16 protein-coding genes are annotated in these 24,287 nt (G+C 46.1%); 11 read left to right on the top strand and 5 right to left on the bottom strand.

Annotated features, from left to right (window positions below; translation table 11 throughout):
* Positions 1-350 precede the first annotated feature (350 nt).
* Both GFS24_RS08620 and GFS24_RS08615 read left to right on the top strand, forming a co-directional pair.
* A complete protein-coding gene (locus tag GFS24_RS08620) occupies positions 351-3,557 on the top strand; it encodes a TonB-dependent receptor (RefSeq protein WP_153659165.1) in 3,207 nt (1,068 codons plus the stop codon).
* A gap of 10 nt (positions 3,558-3,567) precedes the next feature.
* The gene (locus GFS24_RS08615; RefSeq protein WP_153659164.1) at positions 3,568-5,553 is read left to right on the top strand and encodes a RagB/SusD family nutrient uptake outer membrane protein; all 1,986 of its coding nucleotides are present in this window, start codon (positions 3,568-3,570) and stop codon (positions 5,551-5,553) included.
* A 72-nt stretch (positions 5,554-5,625) separates the two neighbouring features.
* Here the strand turns inward: GFS24_RS08615 and GFS24_RS08610 are convergent, their stop codons facing one another.
* Complete coding sequence (locus GFS24_RS08610; RefSeq protein WP_153659163.1) at positions 5,626-6,033, bottom strand: glycine zipper domain-containing protein; 408 nt, start codon at positions 6,031-6,033, stop codon at positions 5,626-5,628.
* 30 nt (positions 6,034-6,063) lie between these two features.
* Here GFS24_RS08610 and GFS24_RS08605 point away from each other — a divergent pair, with 30 nt between their 5' ends.
* The 6 genes from GFS24_RS08605 (at position 6,064) to GFS24_RS08580 (ending at position 15,690) form a co-directional block, all read left to right on the top strand.
* On the top strand, positions 6,064-8,358 hold the full coding sequence (locus tag GFS24_RS08605) for an excinuclease ABC subunit UvrA (RefSeq protein ID WP_253906415.1): 2,295 nt from the start codon (positions 6,064-6,066) through the stop codon (positions 8,356-8,358).
* Positions 8,359-8,412: 54 nt separating this feature from the next.
* Positions 8,413-9,012, top strand: a complete 600-nt coding sequence (locus GFS24_RS08600; RefSeq protein WP_153659162.1) for an RNA polymerase sigma factor — start codon at positions 8,413-8,415, stop codon at positions 9,010-9,012.
* A 71-nt stretch (positions 9,013-9,083) separates the two neighbouring features.
* Positions 9,084-10,097 (top strand): FecR family protein, encoded by a 1,014-nt coding sequence (locus tag GFS24_RS08595; protein ID WP_153659161.1) that lies wholly within the window; start codon positions 9,084-9,086, stop codon positions 10,095-10,097.
* Between the two features lie 80 nt (positions 10,098-10,177).
* Positions 10,178-13,345, top strand: a complete 3,168-nt coding sequence (locus GFS24_RS08590) for a TonB-dependent receptor (RefSeq protein WP_173003016.1) — start codon at positions 10,178-10,180, stop codon at positions 13,343-13,345.
* A gap of 11 nt (positions 13,346-13,356) precedes the next feature.
* Positions 13,357-14,757 carry a RagB/SusD family nutrient uptake outer membrane protein gene (locus tag GFS24_RS08585; RefSeq protein ID WP_153659159.1) on the top strand — a complete coding sequence of 467 codons (1,401 nt, stop codon included), beginning with the start codon at positions 13,357-13,359 and terminating at the stop codon, positions 14,755-14,757.
* A 12-nt stretch (positions 14,758-14,769) separates the two neighbouring features.
* Complete coding sequence (locus GFS24_RS08580; protein ID WP_153659158.1) at positions 14,770-15,690, top strand: glycerophosphodiester phosphodiesterase family protein; 921 nt, start codon at positions 14,770-14,772, stop codon at positions 15,688-15,690.
* A 31-nt stretch (positions 15,691-15,721) separates the two neighbouring features.
* Here GFS24_RS08580 and GFS24_RS08575 read toward each other — a convergent pair whose 3' ends face one another.
* The 3 genes from GFS24_RS08575 to GFS24_RS08565 form a co-directional block, all read right to left on the bottom strand.
* Positions 15,722-18,091 (bottom strand): ABC transporter permease, encoded by a 2,370-nt coding sequence (locus tag GFS24_RS08575; protein ID WP_153659157.1) that lies wholly within the window; start codon positions 18,089-18,091, stop codon positions 15,722-15,724.
* A gap of 115 nt (positions 18,092-18,206) precedes the next feature.
* Positions 18,207-18,923, bottom strand: coding sequence for a hypothetical protein (locus tag GFS24_RS08570; protein ID WP_153659156.1), 717 nt, complete (start codon positions 18,921-18,923; stop codon positions 18,207-18,209).
* Positions 18,920-19,396, bottom strand: coding sequence for a hypothetical protein (locus tag GFS24_RS08565; protein ID WP_153659155.1), 477 nt, complete (start codon positions 19,394-19,396; stop codon positions 18,920-18,922). The genes GFS24_RS08570 and GFS24_RS08565 overlap by 4 nt, the downstream gene beginning before the upstream one ends.
* Before the next feature lie 221 nt (positions 19,397-19,617).
* Between GFS24_RS08565 and GFS24_RS08560 the strand changes: the two genes are divergently transcribed.
* Positions 19,618-20,388, top strand: a complete 771-nt coding sequence (locus GFS24_RS08560) for a hypothetical protein (protein ID WP_153659154.1) — start codon at positions 19,618-19,620, stop codon at positions 20,386-20,388.
* On the opposite strand, the gene GFS24_RS08555 is transcribed toward GFS24_RS08560, so the two are convergent.
* The gene (locus GFS24_RS08555; protein ID WP_216647374.1) at positions 20,385-21,308 is read right to left on the bottom strand and encodes an SIR2 family protein; all 924 of its coding nucleotides are present in this window, start codon (positions 21,306-21,308) and stop codon (positions 20,385-20,387) included. The two genes, GFS24_RS08560 and GFS24_RS08555, sit on opposite strands and share 4 nt — an antisense overlap.
* Before the next feature lie 292 nt (positions 21,309-21,600).
* Between GFS24_RS08555 and GFS24_RS08550 the strand changes: the two genes are divergently transcribed.
* On the top strand, positions 21,601-22,431 hold the full coding sequence (locus GFS24_RS08550; protein ID WP_153659153.1) for an AraC family transcriptional regulator: 831 nt from the start codon (positions 21,601-21,603) through the stop codon (positions 22,429-22,431).
* Between the two features lie 91 nt (positions 22,432-22,522).
* Positions 22,523-24,259, top strand: coding sequence for a FecR family protein (locus GFS24_RS08545; RefSeq protein ID WP_153659152.1), 1,737 nt, complete (start codon positions 22,523-22,525; stop codon positions 24,257-24,259).
* Positions 24,260-24,287 lie beyond the last annotated feature (28 nt).

Genomic DNA, 24,287 nt, shown 5'->3' with positions numbered 1-24,287 from the left:
CGGGAATTGATATTACATTTATACCATCAGCCAAAGCCACGTGTTTAAAGCTTTCCACGGTATAAATAAACAGTAACCAGCTAACGTATACACACATAAAAGATCCACACATTACTTAATAGTTAAACTCATGAAAAATGATACTTTCCACGCATGTTAATGCTGCACGACGTATTGCAAAACTGACATTCATGTTATTAATGACCATCGTTGTAAACGCATTTGCCTATGATATGAATATCAGGGGAAAAACGTGTTTAAAGCTTTCCACGGTATAAATAAACAGTAACCAGCTAACGTATACACACATAAAAGATCCACACATTACTTAATAGTTAAACTCATGAAAAATGATACTTTCCACGCATGTTAATGCTGCACGACGTATTGCAAAACTGACATTCATGTTATTAATGACCATCGTTGTAAACGCATTTGCCTATGATATAAACATCAGGGGAAAAGTAACCGATGGGAGCGGGCAGACCTTACCGGGTGTAACCGTGCTGGTAAAAGGTACTTCCATTGGTGGTGTAACAGCGGCCGATGGTACTTACCAGTTAAAGGTACCGGAGGGTGCAACGGCCCTCGTTTTTAAGTTCATCGGCATGCAGGAGCAGGAGGTGGAAATTAATAAACGAACGGTGATAGATATTGTCATGTCGTCCTCCGTGAAAAGCCTGGACGAAACAGTGGTGGTAGGATATGGTACGCAAAAGAAAGTGAACCTTACCGGCGCTGTATCTACGGTTACTTCCAAAGCATTGGAATCAAGGCCTGTATCCAATGTGGCGCAGGCCTTGCAGGGGATTGCTCCCGGGCTTAATATTACGCAAAGCGGTGCGCTCGGCGGCAGTATGGAAAACAGGCCCAATATTAATATCCGGGGGGTGGGAACTATCGGGGTAGGTTCCAGCGGATCACCACTCATTTTGATAGATGGCATGGAAGGGGATATTAATGGGGTCAGTCCACAGGATATTGATAACATCTCTGTACTGAAGGATGCTGCCGCTTCTTCCATCTATGGTACAAGGGCGCCCTTCGGCGTGATCCTGATCACCACTAAGAGGGGGAAAGCCGGGAAGACCACTGTGAACATCAGTTCTAATTTCCGCGCAAGCAGTCCGGTGTTATTGCCGCATACAATGGATTCTTACACCTTTGCCACTTACTTTAATGATGCCAATGTTAACTCTGGTAATGGTGTTTATTTCCAGGCGGCCAGGATGCAGCGGATCAAAGATTTTATGGATGGCAAGATCAAGACCACTATCATCCCAAGGCCCGGCCAGCCTAACCTGTGGGCAGATGGTTATTATGAAGGAAATGATAATGTGGATTGGTATAAAGCTATTTACAAAGATCATTCCCCCTCACAGGAATATTCCCTGAGCGCGAGCGGTGGAAAAGAGAAACTGACCTATTTCCTGTCCGCAAATTATCTGGATCAGGTAGGGTTGATGCGATTTGGTACGGATAAATTCAAACGTTACAATGTTACGGGAAAGATAAATGCGGAGCTGAATGATTGGGCTTCTCTTACTTACATCACGCGTTTCAGCAGGGAAGAATTTACAAGGCCCAGTGTTATGACTAATGGCCTTAACCAACAGATTGCCCCGCAAGGCTGGCCCATGTTACCCTTGTATGATAACAATGGTTTCCTGTATGATTCTCCTTCTCCGGCACTGGCACTCAGAGATGGTGGTATAGGTGCAAAACAATATGACGTGCTCTCCCAGCAGCTGAAGCTCACCCTTGAGCCGCTCAAAGGATGGAAAGTGATGGCTGACCTTAATTACAGTATCAGTAGCCAGTTTTACCACTGGGACATCCAACGCACCTATAATCATGATGTGGCTGGTAACCCCTATGTTGTTCAGACTGCTACCAATGTGCATGAAGAAGCTTCCCGCAACAATTACCTGAATACGAATGTGTACACGGAGTATGCAAGATCGTTAGGTGGACATAATTTAAAAATACTGGCGGGTACGCAGACGGAGTTGACCAAAACCCGGTTTATAATGGCAGAACGTAATGGATTGATCTCACCTGATCTGCCTGTGCTGGATGTTACTTCCGGTAATGATTACGCTGGCAAGGCGGTGCCGCCTAATGTGGGAGGCAATTATCAGAAATGGATGACCACCGGTTTTTTCGGCCGGCTCAATTATGATTACAAAGGCCGCTATTTACTGGAGGCAAATCTCCGCTATGATGGCACATCCCGTTTCAGGCGGAATATGAGATGGATGTATTCCCCATCAGTATCTGCCGGGTGGAACATTGACAAAGAAGCATTCTGGGAACCCCTGCATAAGTATGTGAATGCTTTAAAACTAAGAGGATCATATGGTGAGTTGGGGAACCAAAACACCTCCCTCTGGTATCCCACTTATATAACTATGCCTATCGGGAATTCCAATGGTGCCTGGTTGGTGAACGGTGCAAAACCCAATACTGCCAGTGCGCCTCTCCCTATTACTTCAGACCTCCACTGGGAAAAGATAAGGACCTGGAACATTGGTGTGGATGCCGCTTTTCTCCGGAACAGGCTCACGGCTACTTTTGAATATTATACCCGCTATACCAATAACATGATCGGCCCTGCACCTGAATTGCCGGATATTTTTGGTACAACTGTTCCACAAATGAATAATACTGATCTTAAAACTACAGGATGGGAAATGGATCTGAGTTGGAGAGATCAGTTAAAGAACGGATTGGGGTATAGTGTTCGCATCCTCTTATCAGACGCAAGAACAACGATCACTGAATATCCTAATGCTACCAAGGGCCTCGGCACTTATATAGCAGGGCATGATATGGGCGAGATCTGGGGATATAATACCATTGGCATTGCCAAAACACAAGCAGAAATGGATGCGCATTTAGCCAAATTGACTAACGGTGGGCAGAATGCATTGGGCAGCAACTGGAAAGCAGGTGACCTGATGTTCAGAGACCTGAATGGAGATGGTAAGATCACGAGTGGCTCCAACACGGCCAACAACCCTGGTGATCTTATGCTGATCGGCAACAATACACCTCGTTACATGTTCGGAACAGATATTGGCGCGGACTGGAAAGGTTTGGATTTCAGGGCATTTTTCCAGGGCGTATTAAAGAGAGATTATTTTCAGAACGGTTATTACTTCTGGGGTGCTTCTGCCAGCATATGGGGCTCTGCGGGTTTAACGGAACATGCGGACTATTTCCGGGATGATCCCAATCATGCGCTTGGCCTGAACCTGGATTCCTATTATCCACGTCCCTTATTCAGCGCCAAGAACCAGGTAGTGCAAACCAGGTATCTGCAGGATGCTTCCTATGTACGATTAAAGAACCTTCAGTTAGGATACACCCTGCCTATATCACTTACAAGGAGAGCAGGTATTCAGAAATTCAGGGTATACGTATCCGGCGAAAATATATTCACTATCACAAAGATGGCTACCATGTTTGATCCTGAAACGGTTGACGGTGGTTACGGTGGTAGTGTATATCCTTTGTTTAAGGTCTACGCTGTTGGCTTAAATATAACCTTGTAAAATTTAAAAGATGAAAGCAAAATATATATTATTCATATTGGCCGCAGGTATATTGGGTGCCTGTAATAAGAACCTGGAAATAGCACCCCCATCTAACGTTACACCAGAAAATTACCTGGTAGAAGAATCGCAACTGGCAGCCTATGCCATCAAGCTATATGAAGCGTTTCCTACATTCGGTTACTTTGATGGAGATGTAAATACAGATATTGCTGCACGAAGAGCATATGACGTCAAGTATACGCCCGGCCAGTGGAAAGTAGCACAGTCCGGCGGAGCCTGGACCTTTACCAACATCTTCCAATGTAACTATTTCCTTGAAACCGTTAACCCGCGGTTTGCGGAAGGAAAGATCACCGGTAACACCGCCAATATTAAACACTATATCGGCGAAATGTATTTCCTCAGAGCCTGGACTTACTTTGACAGGTTGCAGGGACTGGGAGATTTTCCTATCATAAAAACAACGCTACCGGATAATAAGACGATCCTGACAGAAGCCAGCAAACGTGCCCCACAGACAGAAGTGGCCCGTTTCATCCTTTCTGATCTTGATTCTGCCATTTTGCTGATGGGTAATGCAGCCCCAAGTGGTGGCAAGAACCGCTTGTCCAAAGCCTGTGCCCAGTTATTGAAATCAAGGGTAGCATTGTATGAAGGTACTTTCCTTAAATATTTCAAGGGTACGGCATTTGTACCTAATGGCCCTGAATGGCCAGGGAAAACAAAAGAGTATAATGCTTCTTATAAGTTTCAGTCAGGTAGTATAGAAGGTGAGATAGACTTCTTTTTAACGCAGGCGATGGAAGCTTCAAAAGCAGTGGCGGATGGGATCACGCTGGTTAATAATACAATGGCGGCAGCCACGCAGGTATCCAACCAGGATTTTGCGGTGGCCAGTGAGGCCAATCCTTATTGCAGGATGTTCAGTGCTACAGACCTGTCTTCATTCAGCGAAGTGCTGCTGTGGAGAGATTATGACCTGGGGCTTGGTGTTGCCAACGGTATCCCTAACAATGTACAGGCTGCACATAACTGGGGATTCACAAGAGGGTATGTAGATCGTTTTTTAATGGCCAATGGTTTGCCGATCTATGCACCCGGTTCCGGTTATGCAGGAGATGATTCCATTCAACTGGTGAGAGAAAAGAGAGATGGCCGTTTATGGTTATTCCTGGCGCAGCCGGGGCAGATAAATATCTTACAGCCATCTGCTTTGGGAACACATGCTACGCCGGTGGTAGGGTATCCTGATATCCTGAACCTGATCGGCAATCACGACCAGGTTACCGGATATATGAGCCGTAAAGGGAATGTATATGATGGCGCGCAATTGGGTAACGGAAGAGGAGATGTAGGCAGCATCGTATTTAAGGGAACGGAAGCATTTTTTAATTACATGGAAGCCTCTTATGAAAAAACAGGATCATTGGATGGAATTGCACAGGCGTATTGGCAGGCCATCAGGAAGCGTGCAGGCGTAGATATTGATTTTCAGAAAACAATTGCGGCAACAGACCTTACAAGGGAAGCCCTGAACGACTGGGCTGTTTATTCCGCAGGTGTGATGGTGGATAAAGTATTATACAATATCCGCCGTGAAAGAAGTTGTGAATTAATAGGCGAAGGAACAAGGAATATGGACCTGAAAAGATGGAGAGCAATGGACCAGATGATTGCTACCCCTTACTTTGTAGAAGGATTCAAACTATGGGGGCCGATGAAGAACTGGTATAAAGCATCTGCACTTACGTATAACATCGGTGATAAGAGTACTGTGTCTGATCCTGCTATCAGCCCTTATCTGCGCATCTATCAGAAAACGCCTTCCGTATTGGCGTATACAGGTTACAGATGGACGATGGCACATTATTGGAGTTCTGTTGCTATGCAACACTTCCTGATCACATCAGAGAATAATGATGTGAGCACTTCCCCGATCTATCAGAATCCGGGATGGCCGATCGAAGCGAATAGGGGAGCAATAGGTTTTTAAAAGACCAGCTTCTCTGCAAAATAAAAAAGGCGCCTCCAGATATGGAAGGCGCCTTTTGAAAATAGAAGTATGCTATTGAGCTGTTTTCTTTTTCTTCTTTTCCTTATGATCTACAATAGCACCGGTAGCAGCACCTGCTCCGGCCCCGATCAAAGTTCCGATGACTGCGCCTTTCACACGGTCTTTATTAACGATGGCTCCTGTAATGGCTCCTGCACCAGCACCTACTACTGCACCTTTGGCCGTATGGCTCCACTTTTTCTTCTTTTTAGTATCAGTAACAGGTTCAGGTGCTACAGCTAGATCTTCTTTCTGTACATGTTTCATTGAATCTATTGCCTTTTGCTTAGCAGTATTGATTGCATTCACAGAGTCGATTGTTGCCTTCCTGGCTGCTTCTACAGCCCTGGCTGTTTCTACCTTATTATTACAGGAAAACAGCGCCATTGTTGTTGCTAGTATGATAATTAGGTTTTTCATATGCTATAGGGTGCAGAAACTATGCCATATATGCTAAACGTTGGCATGCAGGTTGTTACGATTATGGCTATGGACCAGATCATCATTAAAGGAGCAAGAGAAAACAACCTGAGGAATGTTTCACTCAACATTCCCAAAAAGAAGATCACCGTTTTTACCGGCGTTTCAGGCTCCGGTAAATCTTCTTTGGTATTTGATACCATTGCAGCAGAATCGCAGCGGCAGTTGAATGAAACGTTTTCCGCTTTTGTGCGGCATCGTTTGCCGCATTATGGCCAGCCGGATGCAGATGCACTGGAAAATCTTTCTGCTGCTATTATCATTGATCAGAAACGCATCGGTGGTAATGCACGTTCCACTGTAGGTACGGTCACGGATATATTTACAGTGATAAGACTGTTGTTCTCCCGGATCGGTAAACCATTTGTGGGTTATTCCAATGTGTTCTCTTTTAATCATCCGCAGGGCATGTGCCCGCGCTGCGAAGGTTTAGGCACCGTAGCTACCGTAGACCTCGAACTGTTCTTTGATAAATCGAAATCGCTGAACAGCGGGGCCATCCTTTTCCCCGGCTTCGCTAAAGGAGGTTACCGCTGGACGCGTTACGCCTATTCCGGTTTGTTTGATAACGATAAAAAGCTGGAGGACTATACGAAAGAGGAATGGCATAATTTGTTGTATGCAGAAGATATACCACTGAAGCATCCGGACCCGCGCTTTCCTCCCACAGCTAAGTATGAAGGCATTGTACCCAGGTTTCACCGGAACTACCTGAATAAAGAAAGCAAAGAAGCAAAAGGAGAAGCTTTTGAAAAGATCGTTACGCGCGGTGCCTGTCCTGCTTGTAAAGGTACCAGGTTCAACCCGCAGATCCTCAGCTGTAAAATAGGTAAATACAACATTGCGGACTTTGCAGCTATGCAGATCTCTGACCTGCGTGGTGTGATAACAGGTATCAAACAGCCGCAGGCCGCCACCATGATCAGTGCTATTAGTGAGCGGCTGCAACACATGGATGATATAGGGCTGGGGTATTTATTCCTGAACAGGGAAACGTCCAGCCTTTCCGGTGGTGAATCTCAACGGGTGAAAATGATCAAACACCTGGGCAGCAGTTTAACGGATATGACCTATATCTTTGATGAACCCAGTATTGGTTTGCATCCCAAAGATGTACATCAGCTGAATGAATTGCTGCAGGTGCTCAGAGATAAAGGGAATACTGTGCTGGTGGTAGAACATGATCCGGATGTGATCGTAGTAGCAGACCACATTGTGGATATGGGGCCTAAAGCGGGCAGTAACGGAGGAACGGTGGTGTATGAAGGCAGCCTGAAAGGCCTGGCGAAAAGCGGCACCCTAACCGGTCAATTCCTTTCCCGGCACAATACATTGAAAGCTGAACCGAGAACGCCCAATGGTTACCTGCAAATAAAGAATGCCACGCTGCATAACCTGCAGCATGTGAATATAAAGATCCCGAAAGGAGTGATGACGGTTGTAACCGGTGTGGCGGGATCGGGCAAAAGCAGCCTTATTAACGGCGTTTTGCCGAAAGTATATCCTGCAACCCTCTGCATTGATCAATCTGCTATAACAGGCTCTAAACGATCTAATCCGGCTACTTATACCGGTATCTTTGACAGCATCCGAAATCTGTTTGCCAAAAAGAACAAAGTGAGCAATTCCTTATTCAGCTATAATGCAGAAGGAGGATGCCCTGAATGCAAAGGAATTGGCATGGTGACCATAGACCTTGCTTTTATGGATCCCATCACCAGCATCTGCGAATCCTGCAACGGTAAACGGTACAAGGATAAAGTGCTGAAATACCAGCTAAGGGGAAAGAATATCTGGGAAGTATTGAAACTAACAGTAGCAGATGCGAAGGATTTTTTCCAGGAACCGGATATTCAGCCGGTATTGCAAAAACTTTATGAAGTAGGCCTGGATTATATCACACTCGGGCAGCCACTCAGTTCTTTATCCGGCGGAGAAAGGCAGCGGATCAAATTAGCCGCTGAACTGGAAAATACCGGGCAGATCTATGTACTCGATGAACCCACCACCGGTTTGCACATGAGTGATGTGGACAGACTGATGGGTATCCTCAACAAACTGGTGGACAATGGCAGCACATTGATCGTTATAGAACATAACCTGGATGTGGTGAGCCAGGCAGATTGGGTGATAGATATGGGCCCGGGTGCGGGAAAGGAGGGAGGCCGGGTGATCTTTGAAGGTACGCCGGCACAGCTGGTTAAAAATAAAGATTCTGCTACAGGGGTTTTCCTGAAAAAACATATCAGGGAATTTACATTTTAATAATATTGACGGGCTGACATTCCATTATACCTTTATCACTTTAGTTTCTTGATTATGTCAGCGACCGGAACAGCAAACAGCATCTTGATTGCTCAACTGAACAATAGCGATGATGCCGCATTTGAGGCTGTGTATCATCAATATCATCAGGCTATTTTTGCTAATATCTTAAGGTTGGTAAAACAGCAGCACAAAGCAGAAGACATTCTGCAGGATGTTTTTGTTACCCTCTGGGAAAGTCGTTTTAAACTCACCGAAAAGCAGTCTGTAAGCGGATGGCTATTCACCACCAGCTATTTTAAAGCCCTTGAATACCTGCGTAAATCTGTTAAGGAAAATATCACCCTGTTATCTGAGGAGCAATACGAATTCCCGGATGATGATACAGACCTGGAAGAAACCTATCAGCAGAAATTATCCATTATCACCAGCGTAATGGAATTGTTACCTCCCCGCAAAAGAACAGCCTTTCAGTTATGCCGGGTAGAAGGCAAAAGTTATGAGGAAGCGGCCGCCATGCTGGAGATCTCCGTTGAATCCGTACGGGATTATGTAAAAACCTCTTCTATCTTCATCCGGAAACATATCCTTGAGCATAATACCGGCATATCCTTTATGGGCCTGTATCTCGTTAGCCTTTACCTCCAGGCCTGATGGTGTTAACGATTTGGTAACACAGACCGGCATCCCCATTTTTATCCTTTCTGACATTTTACAGTAGAATTATGGAGCAACTACAATCACTTATAGAAAAGTATTGGGCTGGCACTGCCACATCAGAAGAAAAGCAGCGGCTGCTCTTCCTGTTAGCAACAGATGAAGCAGGGCTGAAAGAATGGCTGGAGCGGAACTATGAAAATGATCTGGAAGAAGCCGTAACCCCACTTTCCGGAGAGCGGTCCCTGGAGTTATGGCAAAGGATCAGTTTGAAGAAAACACCTGTGCGGCGTATGGGATGGGTGAGGCAGGCAGCTGCTGTAGTATTGCTGGCCGGCGCTGGTTTGCTGGCCATTACCTTATTTAGGAATAACAGGCATGATAACAGGCCGTTTGCTGAGAAAGCTGCTCTGCAATTAAAACAGGTAACTAACACGGATAACGTGGCAAAGGTGATCATGTTGCCGGATAGCTCCGTAGTATCCCTTGAGGCGAATAGTATAATAGCCTATTATGAACCATTCAATGATACACAGCGGAACATCAGCTTAACAGGTAAGGCGCTCTTTAAGGTAGTAGCCGATCCCGATAAACCTTTTTCTGTATATGCAAATGGTATAGCCACTATTGCCCTGGGAACAGAATTTACAGTAAGTGCAACACCGCAGAAGGTAGATGTAAGGTTGTATAAGGGGAAAGTAGTAGTGCGCTCTGGTGATAAGGATTTTGTTATGAAAGAAGTTTACCTGGCGCCCGGGGAAGGAGTCAATATTGATATAACAGAAAAGAAGAGCACCATCATAGATATTGCGTCCGGTAAAGAGATCGGGGCCGGAAAGAAGAAGGAAAATGAGCGCACACAAGGCCTTGTATTCAGGCAAACTCCGCTGCAACAAGTATTTGACAGACTAAGTATAAGATACAAAGTGAAGATCGAAAGCAATGCAACGGACATGAAAGGACTTATGTTCACCGGAACATTTGCTGAAACAGACAGTTTGCAGAATATCCTTTCCGTAATAGCCAGTTTGAATAATCTCTCCATACAACAGCAGGAAGAAAAGATCATTATTAAAAAATAATACGCCGGTTACACCAACCGCAAACATGCAGCAAAATGCTGCGTGAGGAAAACTATTGCCCAAACCAATATAATACTTATATGATCCGTAAAATTTTACATCTCACTATCATTGCCCTGTTGCTTTTGCAGGTAACTGTACTGGCGCAAACAGCAACAGTAAGAGGCGTGGTACAGAATGAGGACGGCCTCCCGCTCATTGGCGTATCTGTAACCCTGCAACCGGAGAACAGCACTGAAAAGCCCGTTATCACAGTTACAGGTGAAAAGGGAATGTATGAGATGAGCCATCTTACAGCAGGCCGCAAATACAATTTTGCTTTTACCTCTGTTGGTTATGAACCACAAATGATCCAGGGTTTTCTGATCAAAGCAGGAGAAGATAATACACTATTGGTAAGGATGAAGGTAGCCTCCTCTTCATTGAATGAAGTAATGGTAATAGGATATGGTACGTTGCAGAAAAAATATGTAACAGGCGCCGTATCCAGGGTGTCGTCCAAAGACCTGGGAACTTATTCTTCCAGCAGTTTTGCCATGCAACTGGCAGGGAAAGCATCCGGCGTAATGATCAATGATGCTTCCGCTATGCCGGGTACAGATCCGCAGATTGTGATCAGGGGAGTGGGCACACTCACCGCAGGAAGAGACCCGCTGGTGGTAGTAGATGGTTTCCCTTTATCGGAAGGTACTTCTTTTAACTCCATCAATCCCGGCGATATTGAAACCATTGATATATTAAAGGACCCGGCTTCTGCAGCTATTTATGGTTCAAGGGCGGCAAACGGGGTGATCCTTATCACTACAAAGAAAGGCCGGAATGAGATCATGAAAGTTTCTTTAGATGTATATACCGGTATGCAGGAAAGGGCGGATAATGTGGAATATGCAGATGCTTATGAAGCAGCGCAATATTTTACGGAAGCCAGGGACTGGGGATATGTATCCAAGAACCCGGCCAACAGAAGTGAAACGGACGACAGGGCTACCCGCATATCCAAAGGTGCTTCCCTGAGGGAACTACGATTGAATTACCTGCAGCCCTACCTGGATAAAACGCCCGGCCTTACCAATACCAACTGGCTCAACGAAACCTTCAGGAAGGGGAAGATGGACAGTTACGGTATCTCGATATCTGGCGGCACACAGAAAACAAACTACTATTTCTCGGGTAACTATTTTAAACAGGAAGGACTGGTAATAGCGAATGGATTGAAAAGATACAGCGGCTCCCTGAAAGTGGAATCCAAAGTATCTCCTAAACTTGATTTTGGCATCACCCTGAATCCATCCTACTCTATTCAGAACTATTTTGCCAATAACGGCAATAACAATACAGACCCGATAGGCGCTACAAACATCATGTATCCCTTTTTTAGTCCGTATAACGCAGATGGTTCACTGACCATCAGCAAACAGATCATTGCCAATACACCGGAAGATGGCGCATTGGGAGAAAATACAGTAGCCTTGGCAAAGATGATCTCCAACGTAAGGAACAACTTCCGCACATTCGGTAATACCTTCCTTACGTACAGCATACTGGAGGGATTGAAAGTAAAAATGATGATGGGTGCGGATTACAGGAGTAACTATTATTCTTCTTTTAATCCTTCTGATGTGGGCGCTTACAGAACAGCAGCCCCTAAACCGGCGGCTGCAACTGAAGCGAATGGTTCTTCCATCAACTACCTGATGGAAAACACCATCAATTATTCCCGCCGGTTCAAAAAACATGACCTGAATGTTTTGGCAGGATATACTTTCCAGAAACAATCCGGTACAAGCACGGATATTACAGGTTCCGGCATTCCTGATAATAACATTACCAATATTGGCGGCGCCAGTGCCTTTGCAGTAACTACATCAAAATATACCTGGGTGCAGATCTCTTATCTCTCCCGCCTGCAATATTCTTTTGCTGACAGATACCTCGTATCTGCCACCATCCGCAGAGACGGTTCTTCCCGCTTCGGAAAGAATAATAAATGGGGATCATTCCCTTCTGTAACAGCCGGCTGGATAGCCAGCCAGGAAACGTTCTTCCCTTCTTCAAACGTATTTACTTTTGCCAAGCTGAGAGCCACCTGGGGCAAAGCCGGTAATAATCAGATAGGCTCGTATGATTCCAAAGCGCTGGTGAGCGGAGGAGCTGCTTACAACTATGTATACGGCAACACACTTTTCTCCGGATTTGCAGCTTCTACTACAGCTAACAGCAATCTTTCCTGGGAAACAAAAACTTCTACCAACCTTGGTCTGGACCTGGGGCTTTTTAACAGGTTCAACCTCACACTGGATTATTACAATACCCTTACCACAGATCTGCTGCTGGATGTACCGGTGCCTGAACAATCCGGCTTTAGTTCTTCCACACAGAACATCGGCAAAGTAAAGAACAGCGGGATTGAGATGACCATCTCCGGTGATGTGCCCTTAGGCAAAGTGAACTGGAACTTCTCCGGTAACATAGCCGCCAATAAAAATGAAGTGATGGCGCTTGCGCCAGGTCAGACGCAGATCATCAGTGGTATTGAAAGCAATTTCTATACAAAGGTGGGCGGCCCGGTGGCTGAGCTGTATGGTTATAATGTAACCGGCATCTTTAAATCGCAGGATGAGATCAATAAGAATCCCCATTTGTCTGGTACAGTGGTAGGAGACTACATTGTAGAAGATATCAAAAAAGACGGGATCATAGACGCGAATGATATGATCGCCTTCGGTACCTATTTCCCCAAACTTACTTACGGATTTACGAATAACTTTTCCTGGCAAAACCTTACCCTCAGCTTTTCGCTTACAGGTGTTGCAGGAAGAAAGATCTACGACAGGCAATTGTCCACGCTGGATGAAGCAGGAGAGGGGTTTGCAGTACCCAGTAAATACTATTTCGAGAACCGTTATCACCCGGTAAATAACCCCAATGGTTTCCTTGGGCAACCGAATATGGGGAACTTTTCCACAGCCCGGAAATCTGCCCGCACATCCAGTATTTTCTACCAGGATGCAGACTATCTGCGGTTGCGCAATGTACAGCTATCATACAATCTCCCTAAGGCCTTGATCTCCCGGATCAGGATGTCTGCAGCATCTGTATATGTAACGGCTAATAATCTCTTCACCATTACAAAGTATCGTGGTTATAATCCCGATGCCACAACGGATGCTGTACTCACCAGTGGACAGGCCATTTCTAATTATCCGGTAGCCCGTTCCTATGTGTTGGGTCTTAACGTAACATTTTAAATCAAGAACAGATGAAAAATATATTTATAGCGCTCGGCCTTTTAATGATACTGGCTTCCTGCAGTAAAGAGCTGGATCAGGATCCCGTTACTTCCAAAGATGTAAGCGTATTCCTCAGGGATGAAACAGAAGTGGAAGAATATGTGAATGCTGCATATGCCAACCTGCAGTACAGTGGCTTGTATGGTCTGTACATGCCAGCTCTCAGTGAAATACCGTCTGATAATACTTTTGATGAAGTGCCTTTGAATGATGGAGGGATGTATGGGGAATTAGACCTGTTCAATACAATAGCATCCAATGATATCATTGCTACCAACTGGAAGGATAGTTACAAGGGTATTCAAAAAGCGAACATTGTGCTGAACAGGATCGGGAATATTCCTTACCGTGTAGATTCCGTAAAAAGAGCACGTGCGGGAGAGATGAGGTTCATCCGCGCATTGCTTTACTTTAACCTGGTAAGATTATATGGAGATGTGCCTTTGGTGATAAAAGAAACAACGGATGTGAATGCTTATTTCGGACAAGGACGCACGCCACTGGCAACAGTATATGACCAGATCAAAAAAGACCTGACAGAAGCGGTTGATTCATTACCTGCTAATACAACACAACCGGGTAAAGTGATCAAAACGGCCGCACAGGCCTTGCTGGGTAAAGTGTATCTCACATTAAAGGATTACCCCAATGCAAAAAAATACCTGGCGGCAGTGGTGGAATCAAAGAAACATGGCCTGCTTACTAATACGAACGATATCTTTTTACCGGCTAATGAGAATAGCAAAGAGATCATCTTTTCCGTACAGTTCTCCTCTGGCATTAATGGTAATTCTGAAGGCAGCAGTATGTATCAGCAGTTTAGTCCATCAGCTACCGTAAGTGGTGCAAAAGGGCATAACCTGCCTGTAAGACAGCTGTACAATATGTACACCGCAACAGACACCCGCAAAACAGCTTATGTAGGATTAGCATCTACAGGCATTCCATTCTGCAACAAATTGAAGAAACCTGCCACTGTTATTGCGGATGGAGGCAGCGACTTTGTGATATTACGTTATGCAGATGTATTGCTGATGCTGGCAGAAGTGGAGAATGAATCGAACAATCTCAAACCCGCCGGAGATTACCTGAACGAAGTAAGGAATAGGGCCGGCCTGCTGAACACTACTGCGGCGGACATCACAGAGATGCGTGCGGCCATAGACCTGGAAAGGAAACTGGAATTAATAGGAGAAGGGCATCGCTGGTTTGATCTGTTACGCACCGGCACTGCCATCACGGTAATGAACGCCTGGTTTTCAAACAGCGGCGTACCCATTACTATCGACCAGCATCATCTTTTATTCCCTATCCCTATCGGGCAAATAAATACTGATCCTTCTATTAAACAGAATCCGGGCTATCATTAAACAGACATTTATATGAAGAAACTGATCTTATGCTTTTTTATTCTGACAGGAATAAATGGTTATGCACAACAAGCCAGCGGTCGCATCCTTGAGCGCCTCAAGCACCCATCCACTGATTATGTGTTAACGGCAGCACACCGGGGAGACTGGCGCAATGCACCCGAGAATTCCATCAATGCCATAGACCGGAGTATTAAAATGGGAATCGATATTGTGGAAATAGATGTGCGTAAAACCAAAGATGGTCAGATGGTACTGATCCATGATAAAACGCTCGACAGGACCACCACGGGAAAAGGAAAGGTGGCAGACTGGACGCTGGATTCCTTAAAAACACTTTCTCTCCGGCAGGGCCATGGCGGCGCAGTATCTGAAAAAATAGCTACGCTGGAAGAAGCCATGTTATTTGTAAAGGGTAAACCCGTATTGCTGAACCTGGATAAAGCATGGGAATGTTTGCCGGAAACATATGCAGTGCTGAAAAGAACAGGCACCCTGCAACAGGGCATCTTTAAAGGAAATGAAACCCTTGAGGAACTGAGAAAGAAACATGGCGCCATCATGGACAGCATTATCTATATGCCCATGGTATGGCCAATGGATTATAATATTTACGGTAAAACAGCTGCACACCCGGATGAATATGTAAAAGGGTTTATGAAAGGATTTACACCCGTTGCATTTGAAGTGATCTATGATAAGGAAAACTCTCCGGTGCTGCTGCAGGCATTACCCGTTATTCAGAAGAGTGGTATTACCGTTTGGATAAATACATTATGGGATGAATTGTGTGCCGGCCATACAGACGAACTGGCCATAAAGGACCCTGAAGCCAACTGGGGCTGGGTGATCAAACACGGCGCTAATGTGATCCAGACGGACCGGCCACTGGAATTACTGGACTATCTCAGAAAGAAGCAACTACATGATTAACAGAATAAGGCGTACCGTACCCAGGTACGCCTTATTCAGCTTTTAAACTCTTCAAAGGATTAGCGAACGCCGCTTTCAGCGACTGGTGCGCAATAGTGCCAGCCGCAATCAGGAAAGAAACGGCAATCGCTATAAGGAAGATACCACCGCTGATACTCACCTGGTAAGCAAAGTTCTCCAGCCAGCTATGCATTACAAAGTATGCCACCGGTGCAGCCACGAGGAAAGCAATAATGATCAGCACAAAGAATTCTTTCGCAAACAATGCCAGGATATGCACCAGTGATGCACCCATCACTTTACGGATCCCTACTTCTTTTTTCCGCTGAACAGCAGTGAAAGCTACCAGGCCATACAAACCCAGGCATCCGATCAGGATAGCGAGGAAAGAGAACAGGCGGAAGGCGGTATATACTTTTTGTTCCTGGTTGTACATCGCTGCAATATGATCGTCGAGGAATTCATATTGAAAGATCTTTTCCGGGAAAATGGCAGACCATTCTGTTTCTATGCGGGTTATTGTTTTGCGCATATCAGCAGACTGCAATTTTACACTGGCCACAAAAAATCCCTGTGGCCTGTACCCCAGGATGCAGGGTCTTCTGTCCTTATGTTTGGATTCGCTCTGGAAATCCTGTACAACACCCTGTATGACGCAATGGCGTCCCGAGCCGGTAAAATGAAGGCCTATGGCTTCTTCCGGGCGGGAGAAGCCCAGTTTATGGATCAGGGTTTCGTTCACTAATACATAACGTATAGTATCTTCCTGGTTACTTTTCCGCAGTTTCTCACCAGCCAGTAATTTGATGCCGAACATATCCATGAAGTTTTCATCGATATTTTTTATCTCCGTTACATCATCCTTTGTAATGCCTCTTTCCGGACAGGAGAAGGGTGCCCAGTTACTATTATAGGAAGGCGCCCCGGAAGAAAAACTGATATCTTTCACACCCGGATTCGCGCTTAACTGTTCACGCAGCACTGCCTGTTTGGTATTCTCAGGGATGCTGAATGAGATCACGGCTTCTTTATTAAACCCAAGGTCCTGGTTCTTGAAATAATCCATTTGTGCGGCTACCACCAGGGTGCCTACGATGAGGATCTGGGAAATAGTGAATTGAACAAACACCAGGCTCTTACGGAGTGTTAGTCCTCTGCCTGAAATACCGATAACACCACTTTTTAGTGCATCAACCGGCCGGAAGGCGGATTGAACAAAAGCAGGATATACACCTGCGGATAAAATGATCACCGCAGTTAATGCCAGCAGTAATCCTATCACTTCCGGCTGGAATAATTGCTCCGTACCGATCTTTACGCCCAGCCACAACGCAGCGTTGGGCAGGAATAAGAATGCGGCGATGCATCCCATGATCACCGCCAGGAATACAAGGAAACTGGTTTCTCCCAGGAACTGCCGGATCAGCTGGATCCGGTTAGCGCCCAGCGCTTTCCGCACGCCTACCTCTTTAGCCCGTTTAATGGCTTGTGCGGTAGCCAGGTTCACGAAATTGATGCAGGCTGTGATGATGATGAACAAAGCTACTGCAGCCAATGCCCAATAGGTATTGCGGGAGGTGGTGGGAGTGATGCTGTTCAGGTAACGCTGATCAAAATGGATCTCTTTCAGTGGTTGCATGATCAGCTTAGTGCCTTTGGCAATATCAGCGCCCCAGTGTTTGGCTATAAAGGCCGGCAGCCTGCTGTTCAATTTTGCTATATCATAATGCTCCGGCAGCACGATATAGGTAATGCCGCCCATGATCTGGAAGAAGTTCTCCATGGCGCCGTTCTCTGCCAGATCTTTCTTTACGGTTTCGAATGAAATAAGGAATACAAAAGGGAAGTGTGTATTGCCCGGCAGGTCTTTGATGAGGCCTGTAACCTTAAGTTGGGGGCTATCATCTACCTGTATCACCTGGCCTATGGGATCTTTGCTTCCAAAATACTTTTTGGCGATGCTCTCCGTCAACACTACACAGTTAGGTTCATTAAGTGCTGTTTGGGGATTGCCGGCTAACCATTGAAGATCGAAGATGCGGGGGAAGGATGCATCTGCATAAGAATAGCCTTTTTCCGCGTAATGATCTTCATTCACTTTTACAATGCCCTCATGCTGGTACCACGTTTGGCTTACCTGTTCCAGTTCCGGGAAATCCGTGCGCAGGGCAGGGGCTATTGACATGGATACGCTGGAGTTGAAATCCAGTGCGTTCATGGTTACCCTGTAAGTACGGTCTGCTTTCTGGTGATAGCTGTCGTAGCTTAACTCATTTTTCGTGATCAGGAATATGACCAGGCAGGAGGCTATACTCAGTGTGAGTCCCATAACGTTCAGGGATACATACCCTAAGTTCCGCCAGATATTCCTGCATGCAATGGTAAGGTAGTTTTTGAGCATGCGGAAAATGCACAAAGGGAATGCCAGTGGGAAATTGATTGATTATCAATGGTTAGAGTGGCCTGTAATGTCCGGTTTTGGCAGGGACGGTGTTCGTTTTTGAACAGGATAAATATTAGAAGGTTATCATGCTGTGGTTGTCTGTGATCAGTACCTTGATGCTTTTAGTACCGGCTTCCTGGAAGTAGGGTTGCCAACGGGGCATCTTTGAATAGATCACATACAATTCTCTTTCTTCGTTCGCACTCAGGTCGTTCTTATCCTTGGGGAATTCAACGTCAGATACGATACCGGAAGGGCTGATGGTGAGAACGGCATTGATCTTTTTGTTAAAGATGAAATTGGAGCTGGAGAAATTAGCGTGGAGGTAGTCTTTCATCTTCTTTTGCCCGAACATATAAACAGGCTCGATCTGCATTTTCTGGTATTTGCTGATCAGCTGGATCACATGTTTGCCCGGAGCAGCATCTGTTTCCAGTTCAACATTAAAGGTACTGTCCGAAGTATACACGAAATTGCCGGGTATGGGTTCGTCTTTATCGTAAGCAATGAAGGTTTCCACATTTCCTTTCTTCGGGAACCTTACAAATACCGTGTCTGAGTTTTCGTAGAAGAAGATGGGGCTAACGATCTTATCATTTTCATATTCGCAGGACAGGCGGATATAGCCGTTTTCGTCAAAGAAGACCCAGCTGCCCTGTTTCTTTTTGTCTTTATCGAGATAGTTGAACTTCTCACCGTTCCATTTGATGGCGTTCTGCGCCAGGGCAGAGCCTGCGCAGCCTAATATGAGTATGGAAAAATACAGGATGTATGCCCCTAATTTTTTCATGTGCTATCAAGGATTTTCCGCAAAATTACCGGAAAATCGGGGGGAGGTAAGGTTACCAAATTGTTATGAATTTCTTCGGGGTGGTATTTTTGGACTAATTTCCCGGTATTATCCACGTATAACCCGGGTGAAGGGGGGATCTCTTCTTTCCGGTACAACCCATCCAGGTGATCCACGATCATTTCCGGTTCAATTCCAGCCTTCAGCATCTTCATCGCTATGCCCGTCATGGTACGGTATTGATGATGTTCACGTTCATCTTCCGGCAGGGCCCGGTATACAACGGAAGCTATTTTTGAAGCTTTTTTCAACCAGCCGGCATACATCATCGTTAGCCGGAAGGCCGGATCTTTTTTCACTCTTTTGCCCTTCAGGGAGCTCTTCATCCTGGCATAGTATTCCCCGTTCATCTTGTAAAAGGTGATATTGCCCTTAGTGCCGGTGATCTTTTTTATGCCTATTTGCCTGGCCATACCCAAAATTAAACCTTATTTGCCTGTGAAAAGTTGGGAAATCCCAATAAAAGGGGAGTAATCCCGTAGCAAAAGCATACCAATCCCGTAGTAATCCCGTATCCATCCCGTATTAAAAGCGCACTTTCCCTCATTTCAACCAGCATAATCATCATTTGATCAATTATCAACATTTCGGATGTTTCCCTTCCCAATAGCTTTGCGGAAAACCTCAAAATAAAATGAAAAAATTAGCATTTCTTTTTGTTACCCTCATGACCGTAGTCACCGCTTGCAAGGACAAGGACAACACTACCCCGGATAACAGTAAAAAGTACCTGAAAAAAGTAATTTCCGTAGAAGCGGGTGTTACCACCATTTACAATTTAACCTACGATGCGCAGCACCGCATCCTTACATCGGACAGGGAAGATGGTGTGGAAACAAGGCACTTTGCCTACAACGACAAAGGCCTTCTTTCAACAGTAACCCTGAAGCAAGACAAAGATCATGATATCTATGCATTCACCTACAATGCCGCTGGTGAACCACAAACAGGTTCTCATGAAATCTATATGGAAGGAGCGCTGGCTGCCACAGAAAATTATCAGTACACCCTTGCTAACGGGAAGGTAACGCAGATAAGGTCTGTAACGGTTACGCCTGAAGGAGAGGACGTAACCATTTACAAGCTGTCGTACACCGGTGCGAATTTCACAAAGATGATTTCAGAAGGAGCTGCCGGTGAAGTGATCGTTACATTAACGTATGGGAATAAGAAATCGCCTTACGCCGGTTTCCTGATGAAGTACGCCCTTGTTCCCAGCCTCGCATTTGAATTATACTCGCCCAACGAAATGCTGACGATGAACTTTGATTATGTGGGAGGCGGGCCAAACTTTGCCAGCACTGTTACCTACACTTACGGTGCAGACGGATTTCCAACAAAGTCAATCACGAAGTTTGATGATAACACACCTGATGGTGATGTAACTGCAACATTTGAATATTAACCCCAGGCATCTTTATAGAGTTCATCGTAACTGTTAAGCTCCACCACATCTAACCCCACATTTTTCAGGAACAACGCCTTGCCCGCACTGCGGGCTTCAGGCGTTTCTGTACTTACATACCATCCCGCCTTTTTCCTGTCAGGGAATTTCTTGAAATACTTCGCCCGTTCTATCAGCAGCCAACGGATAAATACCTCGTTCTCTTCCATGGCCAGGCCAAAGATGCAGAGAGACCTGTTTAAAAGGATCTCCAGCCATGTTTGTTCCCCTTCCCAGTGTTTGTGTGCTGCATACAGGCCTTTAGCCATGAGGCTGCGGGCTCTCTCCACACAACCCATATAATGGGAAAGCCCCAGCCGGATACTGCGGGGATACCGCACAAAGCCATTGATATACCAGATGCCAAACCCTGATGCAGGGTTTTCCAGTTGCTGATCTCCGTAATAGGTGCTCCAGGGATAGAAATCAGAAAAGCCTTTGGTGTCCGTGTAGTACTGTTCAAGTTGCAGGGACTTAGGTAGTATCAGGTCGAAATTAGTGGTGAGTACCGGGGCATTCAGTTCCCTGGCTTTTGCCATGAAGTGCTGGTGATGGGGCTGGAAGGACCAGTCCGCCAGCAACCGGGCAGCCTCCTTTTGAATAGCATAATTGGCCGTGGAACCCTGGATGTCCAGCAGGTCATAGAACTCCGTCATGCTAAGGCCTAAGGGCACCTGCTCAAACTTTTCTGGGGAGAACTTATGCCATAGCTGCAATAACAGATGGTCCCAGGAAATGGCCTTTGGATTGCCGGGGTAACGATTGATCCCATTGCCCACGATAAAGGCAATGTTCTCCCGGTTAGCTGATATGATCTCCCTGAGTGGCATATAAATGCTAATATAATGGAACAGATTGCCAATATCAGCATTCTCCGCCACCCGGAATAGTTTTTTATTGCAGGCGTAATTAAATGTTCTTTTAGCAAGGCAACTTTACGCGTAAGGAAGCGTCCTTAGATCATCAGACTATAAACACCGGAAGCCGGTGTGCATCATATTGAATACAAGTATTTTTCTTTGTAAACAATGTATCCCCGCAGGTAATCTTACCTGCGGGTTTTTAATGCCTGCATTTGGAATTCTAAATGTTTTCCCTACTTTTACAATATCCCCCCCTGCTATTTATTTATTCGATGTTTGCGGCCACTTGTCGCAATGCAAACCTGTATTTATGAAAGGAATTTCCTTGGGAGAGATGCACTCTTTTAGCATCCGGCAGGATGTTATACCTTATTACTACACACAATTCCACGCCCATGCGGAGGTGGAGATCATTCATATTGAGGAAGGCAAAGGGCTGCAGTTCATTGGCAAACACGTAGCTGGTTTTCAGCCGGGCGATGTAGTGATGATCGGAGCAAACGTACCCCATTACTGGAAACGCAGTGAGGAAGAAGTGACCATGGCCACCTTGCTGCATTTCAGGGAGGATTTCTGGGGAGAGACCTTCCTGCGCCTCGGTGAAAATACACATATCCGTTCCCTGCTCAATAAAGCAAAACAGGGGATACTGATAAAAGGCGAAACGGGCCGGCAGGCGGCAGATATGCTTTCCCGCATGCTGGGGGCAGGGGCCACAGAGAAATTGATCCTGTTGCTCAACCTTTTACATGTGATCTCCCGTTCCCCGGACCTTCAATTCCTCTCCGTAAGCATCATCCCTCCGGATAAGGATGAGATGGACAGGATCAATAACGTGTACAAATATTCGCAGCTGCACTTTACCAGGAAGATAGATCTGGAAGAAATTGCGGCGGTAGCCTGCATCAGTCCTAATTCTTTTTGCCGGTTCTTTAAGTCCAAAACGAAGAAGACATTCTCCCGGTTCCTGATGGAGCTGAGGGTAGGTCATGCGTGTAAACTCCTGATGGAGAGCAGGCTGAATAATAAGCGAATTTGTTATGAAAGCGGGTTCAATAATTTCTCCAACTTCCACAAATGTTTTAAACAGGTGACCGGTAAGAGCCCGTTGGAATACCAGAAATCATTTCAGTTGGATTAAACCTATTTAAAAGATTATTTTCTCTGACAATAATATTAGATTTAGGATGGGAAATAACCGGGGAACAGTCTTTTAAAAGGTCAACTCTCCAATGGAACAGCATTACAGCAACCTGGTTCAAAAATATCTGGCTAAATCGCTGACAGCGTCCGAGCAGGAAGAGCTGGCGGCCATGAGCCGATTGCCCAAACATCGTGCTGAGCTGGAAGAGATGATCATTGCAGAGCCAGCAGGGCAGCAAGGTGATTCGGCACTTAAACAATTAAGAGAAGAGGAACAGGACCTGGTCCTCGAAAGGCAACTGGAAGATCCGTTGCTCAATGGGCAAACTGCGCACCAGGAAGTTCCTGCGCGCAATGGGTATATAGCTTACGAAGAAGATGTTCCCGCCCGCAATGGACATACAACCCACGAAGATGTTGCACTCAATGGGCACACAGCCTACGAAGACACTGCACTCAATGGACACACAGCCTACGAAGACGCCGCACTCAATGGACACACAGCCCATGAAGACGCTGCACTCAATGGGTACACGGCTCACGAAGACGCAGCACTCAATGGACATACAGCCCACGAAGATGTTGCATTCAATGTGCCCACGGCCCACGAAGATGCTGCACTCAATGGACATACAACTCATGAAGACGCTGCACTAAACGCGCGCGCAACCTCCGAAGGCGAAGTTCCATCACGCAACTGGTACACCACCTACGAAGAAGAATTCCCTGCACGCAATGGACGCATTCCCTACGAAGAAGCACCCTCCGAAACACCTCCCGAAGCAACCCCGCCGCGCAGAAAATCAATCCCCCCGCCACCTCAACGGCAAAGACTTGACCTCGAAAGCCGCATAGCAGTCTGGAAAGAAAAACCAAGCCCGGAAACCGCAGCCCGGCAAAAGTTAATACTACGTATTGCCACCGCTATCCTCTTTATAGGAACCCTCTCCGTGGGGTACTACATCCTGTTACAACGCAAAGTGCAGCAGCAAAAGATCGAAAAGGAAAACCGGCGGCATATCACTGCGGGCAGCAGTAAAGCCACACTAATACTCTCAGATGGCAGCGCCATAACACTGGACAATACTAAAGACGGTCCTCTTACCGTTCAGGGCGGGGTAGAAGTACTGCAGTCGGACAATGGCCTGCTGGCCTATAATGTACCTGCATCCGGCGCCAAAGCCGTCTTCAACACCATTGCCACCCCCCGCGGTGGAGAATACCAGCTGACCCTGCCAGACGGTTCCCACATCACCCTCAATTCCGCATCTTCCATCACATTCCCCACCGTATTCAATGGCGCGACCAGGGAAGTAACACTTTCAGGAGAAGCATTCTTTGAAGTAGCCGAAGATTCCGCCAGGCCATTCAGGGTAAAAGCAGGGGAAACGATCGTGGAAGTGATCGGTACCAGTTTCAACATCATGTCTTACGCCGGCGAGCCTATACAAAACACCACCATGGTATCCGGAACCGTGAAACTCAACGCCCTGGGCGTGGCCAATATACTCCGGCCGGGCGAACAGGCCATCCTCAACTACCATCCCGGCAGGATCCAGGTAAAAGGCGCCGATGTGGAAGAAGCCGTAGCCTGGAAGAACGGAAAGTTCCAGTTCGTAAAGCGGGATATCAGTACCATCATGCGGCAGGTAGAACGCTGGTATGATGTAGATGTAGAACTGAAAGGCGATTTCTCTGATGTCGTATTTTCCGCTGTTGTACCCCGGAAAGAACCGCTGTCACAATTACTGGAAGCATTGGAAGCTACCGGTGATGTACACTTTGAAACAGAGGGTAAAAAGATCACCGTATTTCCCGGAGATTAAAACCAAACGCGCCCCCATAAGAGGCGCG

It is taken from the genome of Chitinophaga sp. SYP-B3965, from assembly GCF_009647655.1.
GTDB lineage: Bacteria > Bacteroidota > Bacteroidia > Chitinophagales > Chitinophagaceae > Chitinophaga.
The sequence above is the reverse complement of the archived record's forward strand: the minus strand, read 5'-3'. Positions and strand labels throughout refer to the sequence as shown.